The following is a 23,324-nucleotide window of genomic DNA, read 5'->3' as shown; positions in this document are numbered from 1 at the left end:
CACGACGGAGCGGGCTGCGGGGTCAGCCCAGCACGATGGAGCGGGTCAGGTGACGCGGGGCGTCCGGGTTCAGGCCGGCGCGCTCGGCGACGGCGACGGCGAGACGCTGCGCCTGGGCGAGCTCGATCAGCGGGTCGGACGTGCTGGTGCGCACGGTCGCGCCGGTGCGCTCGATGTCCTCGACCAGGCTCTGCTCGGAGGGCCCGATGATCCAGACCAGCGAGCGGGCGTCGGCGACCGCGAGCGGGCCGTGGCGGTAGTCCAGCGCCGGGTACGACTCGGCCCAGGCCTGCGCGGCCTCGCGGATCTTGAGGGCGGCCTCCTGGGCGAGACCGTAGGTCCAGCCGCTGCCGAGGTAGACGAAGTGGCTGCGGCCGTCGAGGTCGACGTCGAGCGGGCGGCCGAGTACCGCGGCGGCCTCGGCGGGGAGGGTGCTCACGTCCTGGCCGACGGCGTGCCGGGCGAGCAGGAGGAAGGTGGTCGGGAAGCGGGTCTGCACGACCGACTGCTCGTCGGCGAAGTCGAGCAGCAGCACGTCGTCGGCGCGCTGGGCGACCGGCGAGTCGGCGACGCCGGTGACGGCGATGGTGCGGACGCCGTCCGGGATGACGTCCAGTGCGTCGAGCACCTCGGTGGTGGTGCCCGAGCGGCTCAGCAGGAGCACGGCGTCGTAGTCGCGCCACGTCCACGGCTCCGAGGCGTAGGCCGCGTCGGTGACGCCCAGGCCGGCTCCCTCGCGCAGGTACGCGAACGATTCGGCGACGAACGCCGAGGTGCCGCAACCGAGCACGAGCATGCTCTCGCCCGGGCGGGCGAGGAGCGAGGTCGCCTGGTCGGCGTGGGTCGCGAGCGCGTCGCGCCAGATGTCCGGCTGGCTGGCGATTTCGCTGGAGGTGAGTGTCACGAGGTGCTCCTGTGGGTCGGTGGCGGTGCTGCGCACTCCGTTGCGCGTTGGACTTATCATTGGCGGACATTGAGCGTTTGACAACGAAACTGTGCAGATCGCTCACTCTGCCTGATTGTTTGTTACAGAGAGGTTTCGCATGCCCCTGACCGACACGACTCCGGAGGGCCGGCTCCCCCTCACCGAGCTGCGCCTCGCGGACTGGGCACCGCGCAGCCAGCTGCGCGCGCGCACGACCGCCGTGCCCCGGCCGGCACACCCCGTGATCGACGTGCACAACCACCTCGGCCGCTGGCTGACCGACGGCGGGTGGATGATCGACGACGTCCCCGCGCTGCTCGCCCTGATGGACGAGTGCGGTGTGGAGACGATCGTCAATCTCGACGGCCTGTGGGGCGCGGAGGTGACGGCCAACGTCGAGCGCTACGACGCCGCGCATCCCGGCCGGTTCGTCACGTTCTGCCAACTGGAGTGGGAGCTGCTGGCGCAGCCGGACGGCGTCGCCCGGCTGATCGCGTCGCTCGACGACAGCGCGGCCCGCGGCGCGCGCGGCGTCAAAGTCTGGAAGAGCCTCGGTCTCACCGTGCGCGATGCCGACGGAGCGCTCATCCTGCCCGACGACGCGCGGGTGGTGGAGGTGCTCGCGCACGCGGGCGCTCTCGGCCTGCCCGTGCTCATCCACACCGCCGACCCGATCGCCTTCTTCGAACCGCTCGACCGCCACAACGAACGGCTGGACGAGCTCGCGGGCGTTCCCGACTGGTGGTTCGGCGACCGGGAGAAGCACCCGACCTTCGACCGCCTGCTCTCGGCGCACGAAACGCTCGTGCTCTCCTGCCCGGGGACGACCTTCATCGGCGCACACGCCGGATGCGCCGCAGAGGACCTCGACCGGGTCGAGCGGCTGCTGGACGCGGCGCCGAACTACACGATCGACACCGCCGGACGGATGGCCGAGCTCGGTCGCCAGCCGCGGAGGTTCGCCCGGCTCGTCGCCGAGCATCCCGACCGCGTGCTCTTCGGCACCGACATCTACCCCGTCACGGCGGACCAGTACCGCCTGCACTACCGGTTCTTCGAGACCGCCGACGAGGGCTTCGGCTACGACCCCGACAGCGAGGTCCCGGGACAGGGTCGCTGGGACGTCTCCGCCCTCGCCCTCGACCCGGCCCTCCTGGAGGCCGTGTACCGCGGCAACGCCCGCCGCATCCTCGCCCTCTAGCCCGCGCCCTCATCCCTACGGCCTGGCCGATTTGGACCAAATGTCGCGAAAGCGGTGCGCTTTCGCGACATTTGGTCCAAATCGGCGGGGTGAGGTCAGGGGGTGGGGAGGCGCGCGTCGACGACGCGGCAGAAGCGCGCGACGAGCTCCGCCATGGCGGCTCGCGCGTCGCGCGTGTACTTCCGCGGGTCGACCGCGTCGGGCTGGGCGGCCAGCGCCTCCCGCAGCGACGCGGTGAAGGCGAGATTGAGCGCCGTGCCCACGTTGACCTTGCGGATCCCGGCGGCGACCGCGTCGGCGATGACCGCGTCGGCGACGCCGGACGACCCGTGCAGCACCAGCGGCACCGGGACGGCGGCGGTGAGCCGCGCGATCAGCTCGAGATCGAGCTGCGCCGAGCGGTCGCGCATGGCGTGCGAGCTGCCGACCGCGACGGCCAGGCCGTCGACGCCGGTCGCCGCGACGAAGGCCGCGGCCTCCTCCGGATCCGTGCGGACGCCGGGGGCGTGCGCGCCGTCCTTCCCGCCGATCTCGCCGAGCTCCGCCTCCACCCAGACGCCGACGTCGTGCGCGCGGGCGACGACCTCCCGGGTCGCTGCGAGGTTGTCGGCGTACGGGAGGGTGGAGGCGTCGAACATGATCGAGCCGATGCCGAAGTCCTGCGCCCGGGCGAGCACGCGGGCGACGAGCGACACGTCCTCGATGTGGTCGAGGTGGACGCCGAGCGGCACCTCCGCCAGCTCCGCGGCCTCGCGGCACGCGGCGAGCAACGGCTCGGGCGCTCCACGGAAGGCGATCGCGTTCTCGCTGAGCTGCAGCAGCGCGGGTGTGCCGGCCTCGGCCGCCCCCGCGGCCACCGCCTCGACGTGGTCGAGCGAGAGGACGTTGAACGCGGGCACCGCGCCCCCGGCCGCGACCGCCGCGTCGACGAGCTCCCGGGTCGGTGCGAGACTCACGGGGTCGTCTCCAGAGTGCCGCCCAGGGCGACCGGCAGCAGCGGGGCGTGGCGGGCGGTCAGCTCGTCGCACAGCGCCCAGATCTGCTCCGGGGTCAGCGACGACGAGGCGTTCGGGTCGGTCAGCACGGCTCGCCGCACCAGCTCGGGGTCACCCGTCCGGGCGGCCTCGATGGTCAGCTCGGCGACCGAGAGGTAGGTGCGGTTGAGCGCGGCGCCCTGCACCGGGATCGCCCCGAAGGGCAGCGGGTGGACGCCGTCCGCGTCGACGCGGCTCGGCACCTCCACCACGGCGCCCTCGGGCAGGTTGTCGATCAGTCCGCGGTTGACCACGTTGGCGTGGATGATCCGCTCCGTTCCGGTCAGCACCGAGTGGATGACCTGGGGCGCGTACTCGGCGGCCCCCTCCTCCAGCTCGAGGGGTTCGCCGGCCGCCAGGGCTGCCCGTGCGTGCTCGAACTCGGCGACGTTCTCCTCCGAGATGCCGATGTACTCGAGCGGGTTCAGGCGGAAGCGCTCGATCTGCTCGGGCGAGCGGAGGAACCAGTCCAGGTATTCGGACGAGTGCTCGCTGGTCTCGGTCGGGTAGAAGCCGATGCGGCGGAAGATCTCGACCCGAACACGGCGGCGCAGCTCGGGGTCGCGCTCGATCGCCTCCCGCAGCTTCGGGTAGAGGTCCTCCCCGTCGTGCGACCACTCCACCAGCCAGGCCTGGTGGTTCACACCCGCGGCGCGGTAGTGCGTCCCCTCCATCGGCACGCCGATCAGCGCGCAGAGGTCGTGCACCGTCCAGTAGACGCTGTGGCAGAGGCCGACGGTCTTGATGGAGGGCGCCACGACCGACATCCACCACACGTTCATCGCCATCGGGTTCGTGTAGTTCAAGAACCAGGCGTCGGGGCAGAGGTCGAGCATGTCGGCGGCGATGCCGGAGAGCACGGGAAAGGTTCGGAGGGCGCGGAACACGCCGCCGACACCGGTCGTGTCGCCGATCGTCTGCAGCAGGCCGGCCGCGGCGGGCACCTCCAGGTCGACCCGGGTGGCGTCGATGCCGCCGACCTGGATCATGTTGATCACGAAGTCGGCGCCGGTCAGCGCCTCCCGGCGGTCGAGCGTCGCCACGATCTCCGCCGTGCGGCCGAAGCGCGCGGCCACCTGCTCCGCCGTCCCCTGCGCGACGTGGAGGCGCTCGGCGTCGATGTCGTGCAGCACGATGCGCAGCGGGGGCAGGTCGTCGAAACGGAACAGGTCGGCGAGGAGCTGACGGGTGAAGACCACGCTCCCGGCTCCGAGGAAAACAATCTGAGGCATGCTGCGATCCTGCGGTAGTGTGTCTTCTCCGCGCAACAGAATGAGCGATTCGCAGCTAAAGTGATCATATTGAGTGATCGATTGGTTCGGCTCGCCGGTGCGCGCCGTCTCACCGACACGCAGCGCAGACCCCTCGAAAGGATGGGCCCATGGTCGCTCCCGCCGCCGAATCCCTGATCGCCCGCGTCACCTCGGGGCGTCGTGCCCAGCGGATGGTCGCGATCCTCGAGCTGATCTCGGAGCGCGGGAGCATCAGTCTCGCCGAGCTCTCCGAGACGCTCGACATCTCGGCGGCCACCGCACGCCGCGACCTGTCCGACCTCGCCGATCAGAACCTCATCCTGCGCACCCACGGCGGCGCCTCCGCTCTCGAGCGCGGGCGCGAGATCCCCGTCGCTCTGCGCGACACGCGGTTCCAGGATGCGAAACGCGCCATCGCGAAGGCCATGGTCCGGAGGCTGCCCGCCGAGCGGCACGTGGTCGCCCTGAGCGGCGGCACCACGACGGCGGGCGTCGCGCGGGCGCTCGCGAACCACCGCGACATCGCCGTGGTGACCAATTCGCTCAGCATCGCCGGGCTGCTCTCCGGCTACCCCGGCGTCCGCGTCGTGATGACCGGCGGATTCCTCCGCCCGCAGTCGCTCGAGCTCGTCGGCGCGCTCGCCGAGAGCACCTTCAACGCCGTCAACGTCGGCACCGCCATCCTCGGCGCCGACGGCATCAGCGCGACCAGCGGCGTGACCACCCACGACGAGACCGAGGCGCGCACGAACCGCGCCATGGTCGCCAAGGCCCAGCGCACGGTGGTCGTGGCCGACGGGTCGAAGATCGGCGGCGTCGCCCTGGCGCAGATGGCCGAGATCGAGCAGGTCGAGATGCTCATCACCGACAGGTCCGCCGACCCCGTCGAGCTCGAGAAGCTGCGCGCCGCCGGCGTGCAGGTGGTGCTGGCCGACGAGGAGTGACGCGACCGCGCCGGCGCGAGACGGCCGCGGCGGTTCGCGCGGGCGCAAACGTACGGCGCCACGGTCACGTTGGGGCAGCACTAGCGGGTTGGCTCAGGCCGAAAGCGACCTGTCCATTTCAGTCACATGCAACGCGAAGGCCACATGACTGTTTCCGAAAATGGACGGAAACAACCACGCATACGCTAAACGAGTAGTCGGACGCGGTGCGCTCGCGGTCCTTTTGCATTGGTGTCGTCCGGCTCGAAGCCAACCAGGACGTTGGAGTCCACGTATTGCCAATGGCTTCGGTAGACCAACTCGTTCCGGTGAAAGAAGAAGTCAAGACCGCCGGATTGAACGAAGGCATACATCTTCTCGCTGTCGAATCTAACCACCAGCCCGGTCCTGCGGTCCAGGAGCTCTGGCTCGATTACCCTCACCTTGTCCCTAAACGCGGGCGCAAAGGCCGCGACCTTCGAGGCGATGAAGGGGTCGCCTTCTGACTCTGCCGCTATCGTGCTGGCGAGATGCGCGAGGCGAAGAATCCAATCGCATAGGCCCGCCCGAACGTACTCAATCCGCGTCTCGCTCAATACCTGCAAGCTCGATTCGAGTAGGTCGGCAGAATGTGCAAGCTCGCCGTCCCAAAGCGCCCTTTCGACACCAAAGACCGCTGCGCGGAGCGCCAACTCGACGTTCTCCGCGTGAGATGAGGCGTTCTGCTGAAGGGAGGCAAGTGCTCTGCACGAATCGACCGACTCTAGGTATGCCTCCCGATAAAAGTGTGTGCGTGAAATCTGCATGATAATAGGCGGGGTTGCGGGCTCGTCACGCGCCGCCTTCTGTAGGACAGCCAAAGCGCGCTCATGATCGCCGACGACTTCGGTCAGATAAACGCCGAAATGATACCCAGCGATCGGCGATTCTTCTGCAAGCTCATATGCCCGCTCAAATGCAGAGATGGTTGCAAATCGATCCTGGCGCTGGTCTTGGACAAAGGCCTCGATGCGCCAAGCCTCATAGTATGTCGGAGACAACGTCTGCGCCTCGTGGCACAAGTTGACTGCGTCGTCAAATCGCCCATCACTCGCGCGTTTTTGAGCATCGAACAATAGTCGGGCCGCGGGAACGTCATGCGGCCCACGGATGTCGATTGACGCGGAGTCAAATCGGTCCGAGCGCCCGTGCGATCTGAGTTGCTGGCCGAGCTCAGTCAGTGATTGTGCCCTGGCGGATACTGTCGAGCGGAACTTGGCGCTAACCGGCTGATGACGTGCGAGGTACTGGCTTGCGAAATCGCCCGTCTCATAACTCCCGTCGAGCGACTCATCCCCCGAGTGTCGCATCGATACGAAGTTGGTGGTCATCAGTTCAAGCAACGATGCCTGGATTTGCTGTGCCGTCATGTCGTTTAGATAGGCAAGTTCACCCTGTCCGCGTGGTCCGCGTACAACCTGCATGGATTGCAGCACCCGGCGCGCTCCTTCTCCGAGCTTGTCGTAAACATTGGACATGCAGAAATCCAGGAGAAGACTGTTGTCATTGATGAGCTCAAATGGTCGTCGCCCTGTCTGTACGCCGGCGACAAGCCACTTGATGTAGAGCGGATGCCCCTTGAGCTTCGAGACCAATCGATCGAGGTTACGCTCGTCAAGGGACTTTATCTCCTGCACATTTCGTATCGAGGACAAGGACCGCAACAAGCCTCGAGATTCTTCCGTGCTGAGAGGCTCAAGTTTGATCGGATTCTCGATTCCAAGCCCGATCCGACTGGTGACCAAGACCTTGCTGCCATTCGGCAGATCAAGAAGGAAATTCCTAAGGCGCTGGTCGGTGACGGTCTCAAGGTTGTCCAGAATGAGGAGAATTCGAAAAGCGCCCAGGTAGGACAACACTTCCGTGGCAACGTCGTTTGCGTCCAGGTCCGCGCCCAACCCTGCGGCTGCAGCCTCAAACATTCCTAGAGAATCCTGAATCGCGCCTCCGATGTTCTTGATCTCTCCGGAAGTCAGCGTCGTCGCCTTGGCTGACACCCAAACGACGGCGTCGAAGTTTGCGGACTTGTCGTCGAGTAACTCGTATGCCGCCTTTACCGCGATCGCCGTTTTGCCGATTCCTCCGTCACCTAGGATCGACACAACCGGCCAAGGCCCAAGCAGCGCGCGCTTGATCGCACGGAGTTCCTTAGAACGGCCAAAGAAGCCCGTTTCATCAAAATCCGGAACGGGCAAGTTATGTAGCGGCGTGTCAAGCGGATCACTTGGAAGTTGGACAGTTAGGCCAAGGACGAACGCAGGGTCGTTTTCGAGATGGTCCAACGTGGTTTGGAGGGTCGGCCACCCGGCTGGATTCGAGTGCGACAGATTGCGCGCGATGTCGTGGACCGTCGCCAAATCGTCAATTTCCATCGGCCGAGAGTGAGCCACGCGATTTCTCACGGCGGTCAGCTTTCCTAGATACGGCGAAACGTCGCTCAAGGACGTGAGAGCGCTCGCGTCAAGATGTTGTTTGTTCGCTAGAAGGATCTGATAGCTGTCAGCAAAGTCGAGATACTCAACAAGTAGCTCTCTCGTGGGTGCAGCCTTGCTACGCGCGCGCTTCAGGCGCGCCGTTGCGGCATCTGTTACCGCACCGGGCCACTTTGCGTCTGAATCAAGTTCGGAAACCAGTTCTCGGCAGTCGCCTTCAAACGACGAAATCAGCGCAAAACAAGTCAGTCTTGTTGCGTTAAAGCTCACGAAACCCCCCTTGGGTGTCCAACGAAACATAGACGCCGTCACGGGCAACCCTGCCATCCCCTAACCGTCCTGTTGCATCCCCCGTGCGGGTGCCGACTGCGGCGCCGCGGCTCAGGCGGAAGCGAGGCGCGTGTTGACCACGTCGGTGTACGAGTCGATGTAGGAGTGCACGCTCTCGTGGATGTGGAACTGCGTGTGCGCGAGGCGCGCCTCCCGCGAGTCGAGCAGCGCGCGGGCGGCGACCCGCCGGGCGCGCAGGCGCGCGAGGGAGATCGCGGCGCCGGTGAGGACACCGGCCGCCGCGATCCCCGCTGCGATCCCGACGACGAGCGACCACGGCTCGGTCAGCGCCGCGGCCGCCGCGGCCCAGAGGCCGACGCCGATCGCGACGAGCAGCACGACGTCCACGACGACCGTCCGGCGGACGAGCGCGAACCGGCTCGTCTCCAGCAGCGCCACCGCCTCGGCGATGTCGCGCTCCTGCTGCCGGCGACGCTCCTTCGCCCAGTGGAGGTCGCGCTCGTGGCGACGGTTGAGACGCTGGGCGGCGTCGTGGGCGCGGTCGTAGGCGTGCATGTTCACAGTGTGTCCTTCGGGTAGACGTGACTGCTATCGGGTCGGGGTGGTGCGGGTGTGCGTGGTGCAGGATGCGGTGCACGCGGTTCGGGTCCGCGTGGTGGCGCCGCGCTCGATCCGGGTTTCGGGTCCGGTGCCGCTCGCGCCAGACCGAGCATAGCTAGACGGACAGGTCTGTGGGCTGTTTGGAGGACACGAGTTTGTCCCCCAAATCGGGCGACACGGGTCGGGCCGTGTCATCCCCTGGGCTGACCTCCCGCGCCCGGGTTTCGTCCTGCCGGTCGATGCGCCGGACACCGCCGACGCGATGGACTGGGACCATGAAGTCAGCCATCACCGCCGGTCAGGTCGTCCGCATCGTCGCACTCGCCGTGCCTCTGCTCGCCCTCGCGGGACTCGCCGCCGTGAACAGCGGCAGCACCGTCGCGTCGGTGGCCTTCCTCGCGGCCGGAGCAGCGGCTCCGATCGCCCTGCACCTGCTGGCGCGCGTGGCGACCCGCCGCATCGGCTCGGGCGCCCTCCCCCGCCGGGTGTGGATCGCTCTGACCACCGCGCTGTGGTTCGGCATCGCCGGCGCCCTCGCGATGGGGCAGCACTTCGCCAGCGTGGAGGCCGGCCCGGGCGAGCTGCTGTTCCTCCGCCTCGCCGGCGCCGCCTGGCTCGGCGCCACGGTGGCGATCCTGCTCTCGCTCGTCTTCGCGGTGGCCATGACGGTGCGGCTGATCGCGGGGCCGCGCGCTCTTCCGGCGTGAGGCCGCCGACCTCGGCGTCGCAATTCGCCTCGGCCCGCCGGAGGCGACCGCCGTCGGCGACCGCCGGTCAGCGGCGCAGCACCGACGGCCGCGGAAGCCCGAGGTCCTCGAGCAGGTCGCCCAGCAGCCGGTCGAGCTCGAACGCGGCCTGGGTGATCTTGTTGTTGCCGAAGGCCGTCAGGGCGGAGCTGGGCTGGTCGAACGCGAGGACGGTGGCCGCGCCGCGACCATGGAGTTCCAGCCGCACCGGCGTGTACAGCGCCGTGCCCGGGTCGTGCCGGAACATCCGGGCCGCCGTGACATAGTCGCCGAGGAGGTAGCCGGCCGCGGGCAGGTCGGCGCCGCCGACGCGCATCACCGGGGTGGGGTCGGACGTCCAGAACCGGACGAGGCCGCCGCCTCCCGACACCTCGCGCGTGAGCTGCGCCCAGGATGCGCCCAAGCGGAGCAGCTCGGCCAGCCGGGCTTCGTCGAGCGCCGGGACCGCGCGCTCCAGCTCCGAGCGCAGTGCGGCGAACGGCGCCTCCGCCACCAGTTCGACGCGGTTCACGGTCACGGGGACGATGCGTTCGGTCGCGGAGAGGGTCACCCCTCCATCCTCGGCCATCGCCGAGGCGGCGCACAGTGCACGCGGATCCGTCGAGAGGGCGGACCGTTCGACCGCTCGACGCCGGAGCGGGAGGTCAGGAGTGCTTCACGTTGTCGGGTTCGGGGATCTCTCCGGGGCGGTACTTCGGCAGTCGCGACGCGGGGACGATCGCGAGCGCGGAGATGCCGGCCAGGATGAGCAGGCCGAGCTTGAGCGCGCTCAGGCGGGCCTCCTCGTTGACCGCGACGGCCGCATCCACCTGGGCGGGGGTCGCGTCGGTGCGCGACAGCGCCTCGCGCAGATCGTCGTTGTTGGTGAAGTTGACGTTGTCGAGGTCGACCTGGGCCACCAGCGAGGGCGGCAGCTCGGGATGATCGGTGACCGCCTGCCCGACGTTGAGTCCGAGGATGGTGACCAGCATCGCCCCGGCGAGCGCCGTCCCGACGGCGGAGGCGAGGTTCTGGGTGGTGCCGCGCACCGAGCCGACGTCACCCGCCAGCTTCTTCGGCGCCGCGGTGACGAGCACGTTGAACACCAGCGTGACGAGGGCGCCCTGTCCGACGCCGAAGACGATCAGGCCCAGGATGGTCGGCAGTGTCTCCCAGTTGTTGGTCACGACGAACGCCAGCCAGGCGAGAGCGACCGTGGTGAGCAGGAACCCGAAGACGCCGATCGTGCGCGGGGCGAACCGGCCGTAGAACCGCACGATGAGGGTGGCGACCACGAAGACGGTGAGGTTGAACGGCATCATCGCGAGCGACGTGTCGAACGGGGTGCGGCCCTGGACGATCTGGATGTACAGCGGCACGGAGAAGTTCAGCGCGGCCTCCAGCGCCACCACGATGAACATCGCGTAGACCGCGGCGCGCTCGCGCGACGAGCCGAGCACGCTGAGGCTGACGAGCGGCACGCGCCCGAGCCGGGTGCGCCGTCTGGTCCAGAAGAAGAACGCCTGGCCGAGGATGAGCCCGACCACGATGAAGACCGGCGCCGGGGACAGCCCCAGGATGTCGAACGGTGCGCTCTCCCGGGCGACCAGGACGCCCCAGGCGTTGAGGTTGTTGAAGCCGAGCGTCAGCAGCACGATCGCGGCGCCGATGAAGAGGGCGGCGACGATGTCGATCTTCACGCTGCGGTCGGCGCCGTCGCTGCGCAGCCGCACGCTGAAGATCAGCACCAGCACGGCGAGCACCAGCACGATGCCGAAGACCGGGCGCCACCCGACGAAGGTCCCGAGCGCGCCGCCGATGAGGAAGGCGCTGACGCCGGAGAGGGCGCGCGCCGAGCCGAGCGACCCGACCGCCGTCGCCTGCTGGGCACCGTGGTAGTTCTCCGCGATCAGGGCGACGAGGGAGGGGACGATGATCGCGGCGGACGCCCCGGCGAGCGCCTGAGCCGCGATCGCCCAGCCGACCGTCGGGGACAGGATCATCATGAGGGCCGAGACGGCGAAGATCCCCACGACGATGCGGAAGATCAGCACCCACCCGACGCGCTGGCCCAGCTTCGCGCCGACCATGACGAGGGCGGCCACCGAGAGCCCGTAGGTCACGATGGCCGTGCTGACCGACGTCGGGGGCACACCGAAGTCCTGCACCATCCCGCCCAGCGAGACGGGCAGCGCTGCGACGTTGAACGACATCAGCACCTGGGCGAGGAACAGCCCCACCATCGGCGCCCAGGAGGCTTTGGCTGCGGTCTGCTCACCGGTGGTCGCGGTCATCGTGCACTCCTGGAGTCGAGGGCGGTGGAGGTGGAGGCCCGGGCGGCCGGAGCCGGCTCGGCGGACGCGAACAGGTTGAGCCCGAGCGTCTTCGACAGGTACGCCGTCGACCGCTCCCCGCGCACGCTGTTGCCGGCCGCGTCGAGGGGAGGCGCGAACGTTCCGATCGCCCCCTTGCCGGGCGCGATGGAGACGATGCCGCCGGAGACACCGGACTTGCCCGGCAGCCCGATCTGGAACAGCCATTCCCCGGATCGTTCGTAGAGCCCGTTCGCGGCGAGGACGGCGAGGGTGTCGCGGCTCACCTCGGCGGAAACGACGCGTTCACCGGTCACCGGGTTGACGCCCCCGTCGGCCAGGGTGGCGCCCATGACCGCGATGTCGCGGGCGGTGACGAGCAGCGAGCACTGGCGGGTGTAGACGTCGACGGTCTCGCCCGGATCGGCGTCGAGCCGTCCGTAGCTCTGCAGCAGCCGCGCGATGGCCTGGTTGCGCGAGTTCGTCTCCGCTTCGGAGGTGTAGACGCGCTCGTCCACGACGAGATCCCGCCCGGCGAACCGCGAGAGGCCGTCGTGCACCGACCGCCACTTCTCGTCCGCCGTCGCCCCGGCCAGCAGCGCGGTCGAGGCGATCGCGCCGGCATTGACCATCGGGTTCATCGGGTGGCCGCCGTTCAGCTCGAGGGCGATCACCGAGTTGAAGGGCAGCCCGGTGTTGTCGACGCCGACGAGCTCTCCGATCCGCTCGTGCCCGAACTCCTCGCACACCAGCGCGTAGACGAAGGCCTTCGAGATCGACTGGATCGAGAACGGCACGGCGGAGTCGCCGACCTCATGCAGGCCGCCGGCGACGTCGGCGACGCAGATCCCGAACCAGTCCGGGTCCGCCTCGGCAAGCGCCGGGATGTAGTCGGCCACCGTCCCGTCGTCGGTACCGCGATAGCGGTCGTGCGCGGCCTGCACCAGCTGCTCCACGCGGTCCCAGCCGGGAAGCGCGCCCGTGGCCGCCTCCTGGTGGATCCCGTCGGTGTCGGTCTCGAACATCGTCGCCTCCCGGCACGACGCTAGTGACCCGCAGGCCTCCTCCACCAGCCCCACGTCACGTCGCGACACGGCGAGACGTGCACGCGAATCACGCGAGACGGCGAACCATCCGCCCTCTCGGCGGTCACGAGAGGGCGGTGGCCTTCGCCTCGAGGACGGCGCGCTCGGCGGCGTTGGCGCAGAGGGAGGCGGCACGGAGGTACTCCGCGGCGGCCTCGCTCGGTCGCCCCATCCGGGCGAGCAGCTCGGCGCGCACGGCCGGCACCAGGTGGGAGCCGGGCAGCTCACCGCGGGCGACGAGCTCGTCGACGGCGACGAGCCCGTCGGCGGGCCCCGTCGCCATCGCGACGGCGACGGCCCGGTTCAGGTCGACGACCGGCGACGGCGCCAGCCGGCCGAGCGCCTCGTACAGCAGGACGATGCGCTCCCAGTCCGTCTCCGGCACGGACGGCGCCACCGCGTGGCATTCGGCGATCGCGGCCTGCAGCCCGTAGGAGCCCAGTCCCCGGCCGGCGGCCGCCGCCATCGCCAGCGCCGCCCGCCCGCGCCGGATCGCGGAGTGATCCCAGCGGCGCCGATCCTGATCCTCCAGAAGGACGGGCCGGCCTGCGGCGTCGACCCGGGCGGGGAACCGCGCGGACGTCAGCTCCAGCAGCGCCAGGAGGCCGTAGACCTCCGGTTCGGGCGCGAGCCGGGTGAGCACGCGGGCCAGGCGGAGCGCCTCGGCCGCGAGGTCCGTGCGCATCCACGAGTCGCCCCCGGTCGCCGACGACCCCTCGGTGAAGATCAGGTAGATCACGCTCAGCACGGAGCCGAGGCGTTCGCCGCGCTCCTGCACCTCGGGCACCGCGAACGGGATGTGCGCGGCCGCGATGGTCTTCTTGGCGCGGGTGATGCGCGCCTGCACCGTGGCGACCGGCACGAAGAACGCCTTCGCGATCTCGTCGGTCGTGAGGCCGCCGACCACCCGCAGGGTGAGCGCGACGCGCGCCTCCTTCGACACGACGGGGTGGCACGCGGTGAACATCAGCGCGAGCACGTCGTCGTCGATGGCGTCGGGATCGAACAGGGCGTCGGCGCCGGGCGTCTCCTCGTCCAGCTCCCGGGCGAGGAGCGCGTAGCGCTCGTCGCGACCGGACCGGCGGCGGAACGCGTCGATCGCGCGCCGGCGGCCGACGGCCAGCAGCCAGTTCACCGGCTGGTGCGGCACCCCGCCGGTCTCCCACCCCACGAGCGCCTCGGCCAGGGCCTCCTGCGCCACGTCCTCGGCCAGCGCGAAGTCGCCGGTGTACCGCGCGAGGGCGCCGACGATGCGGGCGGACTCCATCCGCCACACCGCCTCGACGGCACGCCTCGCCTCGGTCACCGACGGGTCCCCGGGCTCAGAGCTGCCCGGTGGACTCGCGCCAGGCGCGCTCCTTGGCGACCCACTCGTTGTCCTGCGGGAACTCGTCGATCGTGGTCACCCGGCGGATCTCGGCCTTCGAGCCGGTCATGTACGGCATGCGCTTCGCCCATTCGGCGGCCTCCTCGGCCGAGGCGACGTCGAGGATGTAGTAGCCGTTGAACAGCTCCTTGGTCTCGCCGTAGGGGCCGTCGGTGACGACCGGCTCCTCTCCGGTGAAGTCGACGACGATCCCGGGCGCGGGATCGAGGCCCTCCGCGGCGAGCAGCACGCCCGCGCGGATGAGCTCGTCGTTGAACCGGCCCATCGCGTCCAGGATGTCGGCGAACTCCAGGTTCGCGAACGCGGCGAACGCCTCGTCGGTCGATCGCATGATCAGCATGTACTTGGCCATCGTGTGCTCCTTGTGTCGGGGAAGACCTCTTCGCGCCTTCCACACCGAGGTCGAACGGCGGGCCAGCGGATCGACACGGCCCCGGCACGAGTTTAGGCAGCGCCGATACGATGACGGCGCAGACCTGAGAACCGCGAGAGGAACACGATGACGACCTGGGGAATCCTCGGCACCGGCGGTATCGCCGCCGCCATGACGTCCGATCTGAAGCTGCACGGCCACGAAGTGGTCGCGGTCGGGTCGCGCACGTCCGCGTCGGCGGCACGCTTCGCCGCGGCGCACGGCATCCCGCGCTCGCACGGCAGCTACGAGGAGCTGGTCGCCGATCCCCAGGTCGACGTCGTCTACGTCGCCACCCCGCACCCGCAGCACGCGCCGAACGCGCTGCTCGCGCTCGAGGCGGGCAAGCACGTGCTCGTCGAGAAGCCGTTCACGATGGACCGCGCCGAGGCGGAGGCGATCGCCGACGCCGCCCGCACCCGTGGCCTCGTCGCGCTCGAGGCCATGTGGACCCGCTGGCTCCCGCACATGGAGCGCATGCACGAGGTCATCGCGGACGGCACGATCGGCGAGGTGCGCTCCGTCATCGCCCACCACTCGCAGAAGGCCGACGCCGACCCGGTCGGCCGCATGCTGAACCCGGCCCTCGGCGGCGGCGCCCTGCTCGACCTGGGGATCTACCCGGTCTCGTTCGCCTGGGACGTCCTCGGCGCCCCCTCGGGCGTGCAGGCCATCTCGACACCGACCACGACCGGCGTCGACCGGCAGACGGCGATCCTGTTCTCGTACGAGAGCGGATCCCAGGCCGTCCTCACCACCGAGCTGGACGCGCGCGGCAGCAACACCGCGACCGTCATCGGCACGGACGGCCGCATCGAGTTCGACGAATTCTTCTTCGCCCCCGGCGCGTTCCGCGTGCTCGATTCGGAGAGCGTGCTCATCGAGCGGTTCGAGGCGACGATCACGGGGCGCGGGATGCAGTACCAGGCGCAGGCGATCGAGCGGCTGATCGCGGCGGGCGGCGGCGAGGATCCGCGTCTGCCGCTGTCGCAGTCGGTCGCGATCATGGGCAGCATGGACGACATCCGGGAGCGCATCGGCCTGCGCTACCCGTAACCCCGCGCGCTGTCGATCCATTGGTCACGACACGCCGTCTCCGCGCCGCGCGGCGCGGCGTGTCGCGACCAATGGATGCGGCTGACGGCGCATCGCGACGGTGACGATCGCCGCGAGGCCGGCCAACAGGAGGAGCGCGGCGGCGGCGACCCCCGTTCCTGCGTCGCTGCCCGTGGCGGCCAGGGCATCCGGCCGTACGAAGGGGCCGGCGGCGCGCGACGCGGGAACGGGCGCGGCCGGCGCTGCGACCTCCGACGCTGCACCTTCCGGCGCTGCGATGTCCGGCGCTGCGATCTCCGGCTCCGTGCCGATGGGAGCCTCCGCGCCGGGTCCGGGCTTCGACTCGCCGCCATCCTCGGGAACGGCCTCTCCCCCGTCACCGCCCGCGGGAGCGCGGACGACGAAGTCGGCGGTGACGACCTTGGCATCCTGCGTGAACACGACCGTCAGCGGACCGGCGACGAGACCGGTGAGCGGCATCGTCCACGCCCCGTCCGCGTCGACCGTGCTCGAGCCGAGCACCGATCCGGACGCGTCGCGCGCGTCGACCGTCGAACCGGGGCTGCCGACACCGGAGGAGATCGCCTCTCCCGGGGCGAGGGTGCTGCCCGCCGCCGGAGCGACCAGTTCGAACGGGTTGTCCATGGTCACGACGGCGGTGGTGGCCAGCGGGCCCGCGCAGACACCGAAGACGTACGTACCGTCCGGGAGCGGTGCGTCCAGCTCCACGTGGAACATGTTGTCGGGGTCGAGCGCGCCGCTCCCGACGACCGTTCCCGCGCACGGGTGCTCGTCGTCCGCGTCGGGGAGGAGGAGCGCCGTGATCTGGACCTCGGTCCCCTCAGGAAGGAGCACGTCGAGGTCACCGCCGACGAAGTGCGTGCCGGGACCGATCGTGGATCCGCTCGTCGGGCTGATGAGGGTCAGCGTCGATTCGCCGCGAGGGGCGGCGAGCGCAGGGGTCGGGACGGCGAGCGCGACGCCCACGGCGACAGCGGCGCCGACGACGACGGTCCGGAGAACGGCACGGGGGAGCATTCGGGTCATGACGGGTCCAAGTCGGGTTCGGACGGGCGACGGATGGGGTCCTGCTGCCGTGACGGGACACAGGCAGGACTTCAAGAATGAATGCATGCATTTCGGGTCTCCGCGGTCTCGGAGATCAATCCCGTAGTCCAGACCCCGAATTCCGTAGGCGCGGATCGGCTCTTCGACTCGTCGCCGACGGACGACGCGACGTGCGACCGCATCGCCGCGCGCACGCGCCCTTCCGTTCGCGCCGCCCGCGGCGTTAGAGTGCGGCCAGGGCCGTGCGCGCCCGCCGGGAGGAGCACCGTCGTGACCGATCTCTCGGGCCGAAGGGCCCTCGTCACCGGCGGTGCCAGCGGCATCGGCCTGGCCTGCGCGGAGGCGTTCGCCGCGGCCGGCGCGCACGTCACCATCGCCGATCTGAACGGCGACGCCGCCCGCGCGGTCGCCGATCGCATCGGCGGCGAGGCGTGGGAGGTCGACCTCGCGCAGACGGGTCCGCTCGGCGATCTGCGCCTCGACGTCGACATCCTGGTCAACAACGCGGGCATCCAGCATGTGCGCCCGATCGAGGAGTTCGAACCGGAGCGGTTCCGGCTGCTGCTGACGATCATGCTGGAGGCGCCGTTCCTCCTCGTGCGTGCGGCGCTGCCCGGAATGTACGAACGCGGCTTCGGCCGCATCGTCAACATCTCGAGCGTGCACGGATTGCGCGCCTCCGAGTACAAGTCGGCCTACGTCGCCGCCAAGCACGGCCTCGAGGGACTGTCGAAGGTGACGGCGCTGGAGGGCGGACCGCACGGCGTCACCTCGAACTGCATCAACCCCGGCTACGTCCGCACACCCCTGGTGGAGAAGCAGATCGCCGACCAGGCGCGGCTCCATGGCATCCCAGAGGCCGAGGTGGTGGAGAAGGTCATGCTCACGGAGTCCGCGATCAAGGAGCTGGTCGAGCCCACCGAGGTGGCGAGTCTCGCCCTCTGGCTGGCCGGCCCGGACTCACGGATGGTCACCGGGGCGAGCTACACGATGGACGGCGGGTGGAGCGCGCGATGAGCGGGTACCGCGCGTTCGACGTACCCGTGCCCGGCGGCGAGCTCGCCGGCGGCATCTGGAACCCCGACCTCCCCGCCGACGGTCCGACGCTCGTCGCCGTCCACGGGATCACGGCCAGCCACCTCGCGTGGGAGCTGGTCGCCGCGGCCCTGCCGGGCACCCGGGTGGTCGCGCCCGACCTGCGGGGGCGCGGCCGCAGCTCCGCGCTGCCCGGACCATACGGCCTCACCGCCCATGCCGACGACCTCGCCCGGACGATGGATGCGCTCGGCATCGACCGTGCGCCGGTGGCCGGCCATTCGATGGGAGCGTTCGTGGCGGTGCGGCTCGCCGAACGGCACCCCGACCGGGTCGAGCGGCTCGTCCTGATCGACGGCGGCCTCCCCCTCGCCCCTCCCGCGGGCATCCCGCCGGAGGACCTCCCCGCCGTCGTGCTCGGTCCCGCGCTGCAGCGGCTGCGGATGCGGTTCGCCACCGCGGACGACTACCGGGCCTTCTGGCGCGCGCATCCCGCGATCGGACCGTGGTGGAACGACGCGATCGAACGGTACGTCGACTACGACCTGGTCGGCGTCCCTCCCGAGCTGCGCTCGAGCGCGAGCGAGGACGCGGTCGCGGTCAACGCCCTGGAGCTTGACGGCAGCGCCGGATACGCCGACGCCCTGGCCGTGCTCACCCTCCCGATCTCGTTCCTCCGCGCGCCGCGCGGCCTGCTCGACGCCGACCCGCTCTACGACCCCGCCGTCGTCGCGGACTGGGCCGGCCGGCTCCCGCAGCTGCGGACGCACGAGGCCGTCGACGTCAACCATTACACGATCGTGATGACCGAGGACGGCGTGCGCCAGGTGCTTCCCCTGCTCGCGCCGGCCGGCTGAACCGCCCGACCGCCCTCTCCGCCCGAACCGCTCCGTCCACCCCGATCCGCCCACTCGACCCGAGGAGACCCCATGACCGGAACCCTGCTCGCGGGCATCGCCGCCCGCCGCGTCCCCACCGACCGTCTCGCCGCGAACGTGCTCGAACGTCCGTCGTCGGGCGCCGCCGCAGCGACCGTGCTCTTCATGCACGGCAACGTCTCCTCCTCGCTCTTCTGGCAGCCGCTGATGCTCGCCCTGCCGCACACCGTGCGGGCGCTCGCGGTCGATCTGCGCGGCTTCGGCGATTCGGAGACCCTGCCGGTGGATGCCACGCGCGGCGTCCGCGACTTCTCGGACGACGTCGCCGCGGTGGCGGACGCGTTGGCACTCGGGCCGGTCCACCTGGTGGGTTGGAGTATGGGCGGCGGTGTCGCCATGCAGCTGCTGCTCGACCGCCCCGACCTCGTGCGATCGCTGACCCTCGTCTCCACGGTCTCCCCCTACGGGTTCGGCGGCACGGGCACCGACGGGAGCCTGCTGAACGCCGACGCGTCCGGCACGGGCGGCGGCGGCGCCAACCCGGACTTCGTCGCCCGACTCGCCGCCGGCGACACGGGCGAGGACTCCCCGACCTCGCCCCGGGCCGTCTACCGCTCGTCGTACGTGGCGCCCGGGTTCGTCTCCGACCTCGAGGACCTCTGGGTGGAGTCCATGCTCAGCACCGCGACCGGCGAGGACAACTATCCCGGCGACGCATCCGGCTCCGAGAACTGGCCCGGGTTCGCACCCGGCGGCCGCGGGGTGCTCAACACGATGGCGCCCACGTACTTCGACACCTCGGGGATCGTCGACCTGGCCGCGAAACCGCCGGTGCTGTGGATCCACGGCGCCCTCGACGCGATCGTCGGCGACGCCTCCTTCTTCGACCTCAACCAGCTCGGGGCGGCGGGGATCATCCCCGGCTGGCCGGGCGACGCGGTGGCGCCGCCGCAGTCGATGCTCGCCCAGACCCGCGCCGTGCTCGACCGCTACGCCGCGGCGGGAGGAACCTCCCGCGAGGTCGTCTTCGACGGCTGCGGACACTCCCCGCACCTGGAGAAGCCGGAGGCGTTCCTCGCCGAGCTGCTCGCGCACCTGGGCTGACCACCCCGCGAGACGTGAGTCGTTGCGGGTCCGAGGAGCCTGTCACCCGCAACGACTCACGTCTCGAGGACGCGCCGCTCGGCCAGCTGACCGCGGGCGAGGCCGAGCATGCCCTCGACCGCGTGCGCGAGCAGGGGGTAGCGGTCGCCGCCCGCTCCCCAGCGCACGAGGCCCTGGGCGTTCAACCCGTCGATCGTGCCCAGCAGCTGCCACGCGACCGCCGCGGGGTCGGCGACGGCGAACGCACCGGTGCCGACGCCGTCTTCGACGACCTCCTGGATGAGCCGCTGCCAGGTGTCCATCTGCTCGCGCACCGCCTCTGCCAGGCGGTCGCTGCGCCGGCCGAGGGCGAACGCCTCCACCCACACCGTGGTGACGTCGTCGCGCGTGCCGTCGAGGAGTGTGCGCAGCAGGGTCGCGACGCGCTCGACCGGCTCGTCCTCGGCCGCCAGCAGGTCGCCCACTTCGGCGATCTCGGGCGAGACCGCGGCCGCGAACGTCGCCGCGACCAGCTCGTCCATCGCCGGGTGGTAGTGGGCCACCAGCGCCGGTGTGACTCCGACCCGGGAGGCGACCCCGCGCAGCGTCACGGCGGCGAGGCCGTCGGCGAGCGCCAGGTCGCGGGCCGCGTCGGCGATCTCGGCGCGGCGTTCGGCGGGCGGTCTGCGGGGCGCTCTTGACATGGTGGGTTCAGTATAGGTACCGTCGAGGACAACTATTGATCGTTTGATCAACAAGCTTCGTCACGACGACCCATGGAGGTTCGCATGAGCTGGCGCATGCCCGCAGAGACCGCCCCGCACGAGCGCACGTGGATGGCCTTCCCGCGCGCCGGCATCACCCTCGGCGAGGATGCCGCGTCGGCGGAGGAGGCGTATGCCGCCTGGACGGCCGTCGCGCACGCGACGGCCGAGTTCGAGCCCGTCACCATGGTGGTCGACCCGACCGAGCGCGAGCGCGCGGCCCGCATGCTCGGCTCGCACATCGAGCAGGTGGAGGCGCCGCTCGACGAGTTCTGGATGCGCGACTTCGGCCCGACGTTCGTCCTCGACGACGAGCGACCCGGCGTGCTCGGCGCGGTCGACTGGGTCTTCAACGGCTGGGGCGACCCGGCCTGGTCGGAGTGGGAGAAGTCCGCCGGGATCGCACGCTTCGTCGCCGAGCGGACCGGCGCCGAGCTGGTCAGCTCGCTGCTGGTCAACGAGGGCGGTGGCATCCACGTCGACGGCGACGGCACCGTGCTCGTCACGGAGACCGTGCAGCTCGACCCGCGCCGCAACCGCTATGCCGACAAGGCCCGCGTGGAGGCCGAACTCGCCCGCACGATCGGCGCGACCCACGTGGTCTGGCTGCCTCGTGGGCTCACCCGCGACTACGACGACTTCGGCACGAACGGGCACGTGGACATCGTGGCGACCATCCCGTCGCCCGGACGCCTCCTGCTGCACACCCAGCGCGACCAGGAGCACCCCGACTTCGCCGTCTCGCGCGAGCTGCGCGCCGTGCTCGCCGACACGACCGACGCCGCCGGACGCCCGTGGGAGATCGTGGAGCTGCCGGCCCCCGCGACGCTGCGCGACGCCGAGGGCTTCGTCGACTGGAGCTATGTGAACCACCTCGTGGTCAACGGCGGCGTCGTCGCGTGCGGTTTCGGGGAGGAGCGCGCGGATGCGGAGGCGACCGAGATCCTGCAGGCGGCCTACCCGGGTCGTCGCGTGAGCATGGTCGACTCGCGTCCGATCTTCGAGCGCGGCGGCGGCATCCACTGCATCACCCAGCAGCAGCCCGCCCTGCCCGGCGCATCCGCGGCGGCGGCACGATGAGCGGCGACGCGGCGAGGTTCGACGTCGTCGAGGCCGACATCGCCCGGCTCCGGGAGGCACTGCAGACCGGGGAGACCACCGCGGTCGAGCTGGTGGAGGCGTACCTCGCCCGGATGGACGCCTACGACACGACCGGCCCGCGCCTCAACGCGGTCGTCGTCCGCGACCCCGCGGCCCTCGCGGCCGCGCGCGCCTCGGACGACCGCCGCGCCCGCGGCGAGACGCTCGGACCACTGGACGGCATCCCGTACACCGCCAAGGACAGCTACCTGGCGCGCGGTCTGACCGCGGCCGCCGGCTCACCCGCGTTCGAGCGGCTGGTCGCCCAGCGGGACGCGTTCACGATCGAGCGGCTGCGCGCGGGAGGGGCCGTCCTGCTCGGGCTCACCAACATGCCGCCGATGGCGAACGGCGGCATGCAGCGGGGCGTCTACGGCCGGGCCGAGAGTCCCTACAACGCGGACTTCCTTCCCGCGGCGTTCGGCTCCGGCTCGTCCAACGGGTCGGGAGCGGCGACCGCCGCGAGCTTCGCCGCGTTCGGCCTGGGCGAGGAGACCTGGTCGTCGGGCCGCGCTCCCGCCTCCAACAACGCCCTCTGCGCGTACACCCCGTCGCGCGGCGTGATCTCCACCCGTGGCAACTGGCCCCTCGTGCCCACGATGGACGTCGTCGTGCCGCACACCCGCACCATGGCCGACCTGCTGGAGGTCCTGGAGGTGATCGTCGCCGACGACGCCGAGACCCGGGGTGACTTCTGGCGTGTGCAGCCGTGGGTGGCGATCCCGCGGGCGTCGGACCTGCGTCCCGCGTCGTATTCCGCCCTCGCCGCGGAGGCCTCCCTCGCCGGCAAGCGCCTCGGCGTCCCGCGGATGTACATCGGCGCCGACCCCGACGCCGGCACCGGGACGGGCGGCCCGTCGGGCCGCGGCGGCATCGGCGGCTCCACGGGTCAGCGCATCGAGACCCGCGGCTCCGTGCTCGCCCTGTGGGATGAGGCCCGCCGGGCGCTGGAGGCCACCGGGGCCGAGGTGGTCGAGGTCGACTTCCCGGTCGTCTCGAACTACGAGGGCGACCGCGCCGGGGCGCCGACCGTCTTCACCCGCGGGCTCGTCACCCCCGAATACCTGCACAGCGAGATCGTGGATCTGTCGGCGTGGGGGTGGGAGGACTTCCTCCAGGCCAACGGCGACCCGGCCCTGAGCACTCTGGCCGATGTCGACGGCGCCACGATCTTCCCGCAGCCGCCCGGAGCACTGCCCGACCGCTACGACGGCTTCGACGACGACATCGCCGAGTACCCCGACTGGGTGCGCGCCCACCCCGGCGCGAGACTCGCGAGCATCCCGCACCTGGCCGACGGCGTGCGCGGTCTCGAGGAGACCCGTCGGGTCGATCTCGAGGAGTGGATGGACGGACTCGGCCTCGACGCCATCGTCTTCCCCGCGGTCGCGGATGTCGGGCCGGCCGACATGGACGTGAATCCCGCCTCCGCCGACCTCGGGTGGCGCAACGGGGTCTGGGTCGCCAACGGCAACCTCGTGCCGCGGCACCTCGGCATCCCGACCGTCACCGTCCCGATGGGCACGATGTCCGACATCGGGATGCCCGTGGGGCTGACGTTCGCGGGCCGCGCCTGGGACGACACGGCGCTGCTCGCCCTGGGCGCCGCCTTCGAGGCGGCCCATCCGCGCCGGACGCCGCCGCCCCGCACCCCGGCCCTCTGACGATTCGGACCGAATGT

General features: G+C 70.6%; 21 protein-coding genes. 9 read left to right on the top strand and 12 right to left on the bottom strand.

Annotated features, from left to right (window positions below; genetic code table 11):
• Positions 1–22: 22 nt before the first annotated feature.
• The gene (locus U870_RS0119305) at positions 23–904 is read right to left on the bottom strand and encodes an SIS domain-containing protein (protein ID WP_025159017.1); all 882 of its coding nucleotides are present in this window, start codon (positions 902–904) and stop codon (positions 23–25) included.
• Between the two features lie 139 nt (positions 905–1,043).
• Here U870_RS0119305 and U870_RS0119300 point away from each other — a divergent pair, with 139 nt between their 5' ends.
• Positions 1,044–2,126, top strand: a complete 1,083-nt coding sequence (locus tag U870_RS0119300) for an amidohydrolase family protein (protein WP_025159016.1) — start codon at positions 1,044–1,046, stop codon at positions 2,124–2,126.
• Positions 2,127–2,221: 95 nt separating this feature from the next.
• On the opposite strand, the gene U870_RS0119295 is transcribed toward U870_RS0119300, so the two are convergent.
• Positions 2,222–3,082, bottom strand: a complete 861-nt coding sequence (locus U870_RS0119295; protein ID WP_025159015.1) for a class II fructose-bisphosphate aldolase — start codon at positions 3,080–3,082, stop codon at positions 2,222–2,224.
• Positions 3,079–4,392 carry an alpha-galactosidase gene (gene melA, locus U870_RS0119290; protein WP_025159014.1) on the bottom strand — a complete coding sequence of 438 codons (1,314 nt, stop codon included), beginning with the start codon at positions 4,390–4,392 and terminating at the stop codon, positions 3,079–3,081. Before melA ends, U870_RS0119295 begins: the two co-directional genes overlap by 4 nt.
• A 149-nt stretch (positions 4,393–4,541) precedes the next feature.
• On the opposite strand from melA, the gene U870_RS0119285 reads away from it, so the two are divergent.
• Positions 4,542–5,357, top strand: coding sequence for a DeoR/GlpR family DNA-binding transcription regulator (locus U870_RS0119285; RefSeq protein ID WP_025159013.1), 816 nt, complete (start codon positions 4,542–4,544; stop codon positions 5,355–5,357).
• A gap of 185 nt (positions 5,358–5,542) precedes the next feature.
• Here U870_RS0119285 and U870_RS0119280 read toward each other — a convergent pair whose 3' ends face one another.
• Positions 5,543–8,077 (bottom strand): NB-ARC domain-containing protein, encoded by a 2,535-nt coding sequence (locus U870_RS0119280; protein WP_029947878.1) that lies wholly within the window; start codon positions 8,075–8,077, stop codon positions 5,543–5,545.
• Positions 8,078–8,188: 111 nt separating this feature from the next.
• Positions 8,189–8,653, bottom strand: coding sequence for a hypothetical protein (locus U870_RS0119275; protein ID WP_025159011.1), 465 nt, complete (start codon positions 8,651–8,653; stop codon positions 8,189–8,191).
• Positions 8,654–8,973: 320 nt separating this feature from the next.
• On the opposite strand from U870_RS0119275, the gene U870_RS0119270 reads away from it, so the two are divergent.
• The gene (locus U870_RS0119270) at positions 8,974–9,405 is read left to right on the top strand and encodes a hypothetical protein (RefSeq protein WP_025159010.1); all 432 of its coding nucleotides are present in this window, start codon (positions 8,974–8,976) and stop codon (positions 9,403–9,405) included.
• Positions 9,406–9,472: 67 nt separating this feature from the next.
• Here the strand turns inward: U870_RS0119270 and U870_RS0119265 are convergent, their stop codons facing one another.
• The 5 genes from U870_RS0119265 to U870_RS0119245 all read right to left on the bottom strand — a co-directional run bounded on the left by U870_RS0119265 (position 9,473) and on the right by U870_RS0119245 (position 14,559).
• Positions 9,473–9,994: a hypothetical protein gene (locus U870_RS0119265; protein ID WP_025159009.1), complete on the bottom strand. Its 522-nt coding sequence runs from the start codon at positions 9,992–9,994 to the stop codon at positions 9,473–9,475.
• 94 nt (positions 9,995–10,088) lie between these two features.
• Entirely contained in the window at positions 10,089–11,717 is a 1,629-nt protein-coding gene (locus U870_RS0119260) for an MFS transporter (RefSeq protein WP_025159008.1), read from the bottom strand.
• On the bottom strand, positions 11,714–12,760 hold the full coding sequence (gene glsA / locus U870_RS0119255; protein WP_025159007.1) for a glutaminase A: 1,047 nt from the start codon (positions 12,758–12,760) through the stop codon (positions 11,714–11,716). Before glsA ends, U870_RS0119260 begins: the two co-directional genes overlap by 4 nt.
• A 124-nt stretch (positions 12,761–12,884) precedes the next feature.
• Complete coding sequence (locus tag U870_RS0119250) at positions 12,885–14,087, bottom strand: RNA polymerase sigma factor (protein WP_052357840.1); 1,203 nt, start codon at positions 14,085–14,087, stop codon at positions 12,885–12,887.
• A 55-nt stretch (positions 14,088–14,142) separates the two neighbouring features.
• Positions 14,143–14,559: a YciI family protein gene (locus U870_RS0119245; RefSeq protein WP_025159005.1), complete on the bottom strand. Its 417-nt coding sequence runs from the start codon at positions 14,557–14,559 to the stop codon at positions 14,143–14,145.
• A gap of 147 nt (positions 14,560–14,706) precedes the next feature.
• Between U870_RS0119245 and U870_RS0119240 the strand changes: the two genes are divergently transcribed.
• Positions 14,707–15,675, top strand: a complete 969-nt coding sequence (locus U870_RS0119240; protein WP_025159004.1) for a Gfo/Idh/MocA family protein — start codon at positions 14,707–14,709, stop codon at positions 15,673–15,675.
• Positions 15,676–15,699: 24 nt separating this feature from the next.
• On the opposite strand, the gene U870_RS0119235 is transcribed toward U870_RS0119240, so the two are convergent.
• Positions 15,700–16,722 (bottom strand): Ig-like domain-containing protein, encoded by a 1,023-nt coding sequence (locus U870_RS0119235; protein ID WP_162819196.1) that lies wholly within the window; start codon positions 16,720–16,722, stop codon positions 15,700–15,702.
• 291 nt (positions 16,723–17,013) lie between these two features.
• On the opposite strand from U870_RS0119235, the gene U870_RS0119230 reads away from it, so the two are divergent.
• The 3 genes from U870_RS0119230 to U870_RS0119220 all read left to right on the top strand — a co-directional run bounded on the left by U870_RS0119230 (position 17,014) and on the right by U870_RS0119220 (position 19,760).
• Complete coding sequence (locus tag U870_RS0119230; RefSeq protein ID WP_025159002.1) at positions 17,014–17,760, top strand: 3-hydroxybutyrate dehydrogenase; 747 nt, start codon at positions 17,014–17,016, stop codon at positions 17,758–17,760.
• The gene (locus U870_RS0119225; RefSeq protein ID WP_043710490.1) at positions 17,757–18,635 is read left to right on the top strand and encodes an alpha/beta hydrolase; all 879 of its coding nucleotides are present in this window, start codon (positions 17,757–17,759) and stop codon (positions 18,633–18,635) included. Before U870_RS0119230 ends, U870_RS0119225 begins: the two co-directional genes overlap by 4 nt.
• A gap of 72 nt (positions 18,636–18,707) precedes the next feature.
• Positions 18,708–19,760 carry an alpha/beta fold hydrolase gene (locus U870_RS0119220; protein ID WP_025159000.1) on the top strand — a complete coding sequence of 351 codons (1,053 nt, stop codon included), beginning with the start codon at positions 18,708–18,710 and terminating at the stop codon, positions 19,758–19,760.
• A gap of 56 nt (positions 19,761–19,816) precedes the next feature.
• Here U870_RS0119220 and U870_RS0119215 read toward each other — a convergent pair whose 3' ends face one another.
• Positions 19,817–20,443: a TetR/AcrR family transcriptional regulator gene (locus tag U870_RS0119215; protein WP_025158999.1), complete on the bottom strand. Its 627-nt coding sequence runs from the start codon at positions 20,441–20,443 to the stop codon at positions 19,817–19,819.
• Positions 20,444–20,527: 84 nt separating this feature from the next.
• Here U870_RS0119215 and U870_RS0119210 point away from each other — a divergent pair, with 84 nt between their 5' ends.
• Both U870_RS0119210 and U870_RS0119205 read left to right on the top strand, forming a co-directional pair.
• Positions 20,528–21,583 (top strand): agmatine deiminase family protein, encoded by a 1,056-nt coding sequence (locus U870_RS0119210; protein WP_025158998.1) that lies wholly within the window; start codon positions 20,528–20,530, stop codon positions 21,581–21,583.
• Entirely contained in the window at positions 21,580–23,307 is a 1,728-nt protein-coding gene (locus U870_RS0119205) for an amidase (RefSeq protein ID WP_025158997.1), read from the top strand. The genes U870_RS0119210 and U870_RS0119205 overlap by 4 nt, the downstream gene beginning before the upstream one ends.
• The last annotated feature ends 17 nt before the right edge of the window (positions 23,308–23,324 follow it).

Source organism: Leifsonia aquatica H1aii (assembly GCF_000633535.1).
GTDB lineage: Bacteria > Actinomycetota > Actinomycetes > Actinomycetales > Microbacteriaceae > Leifsonia > Leifsonia aquatica_A.
This window is presented reverse-complemented; position numbering and strand designations above follow the sequence as displayed.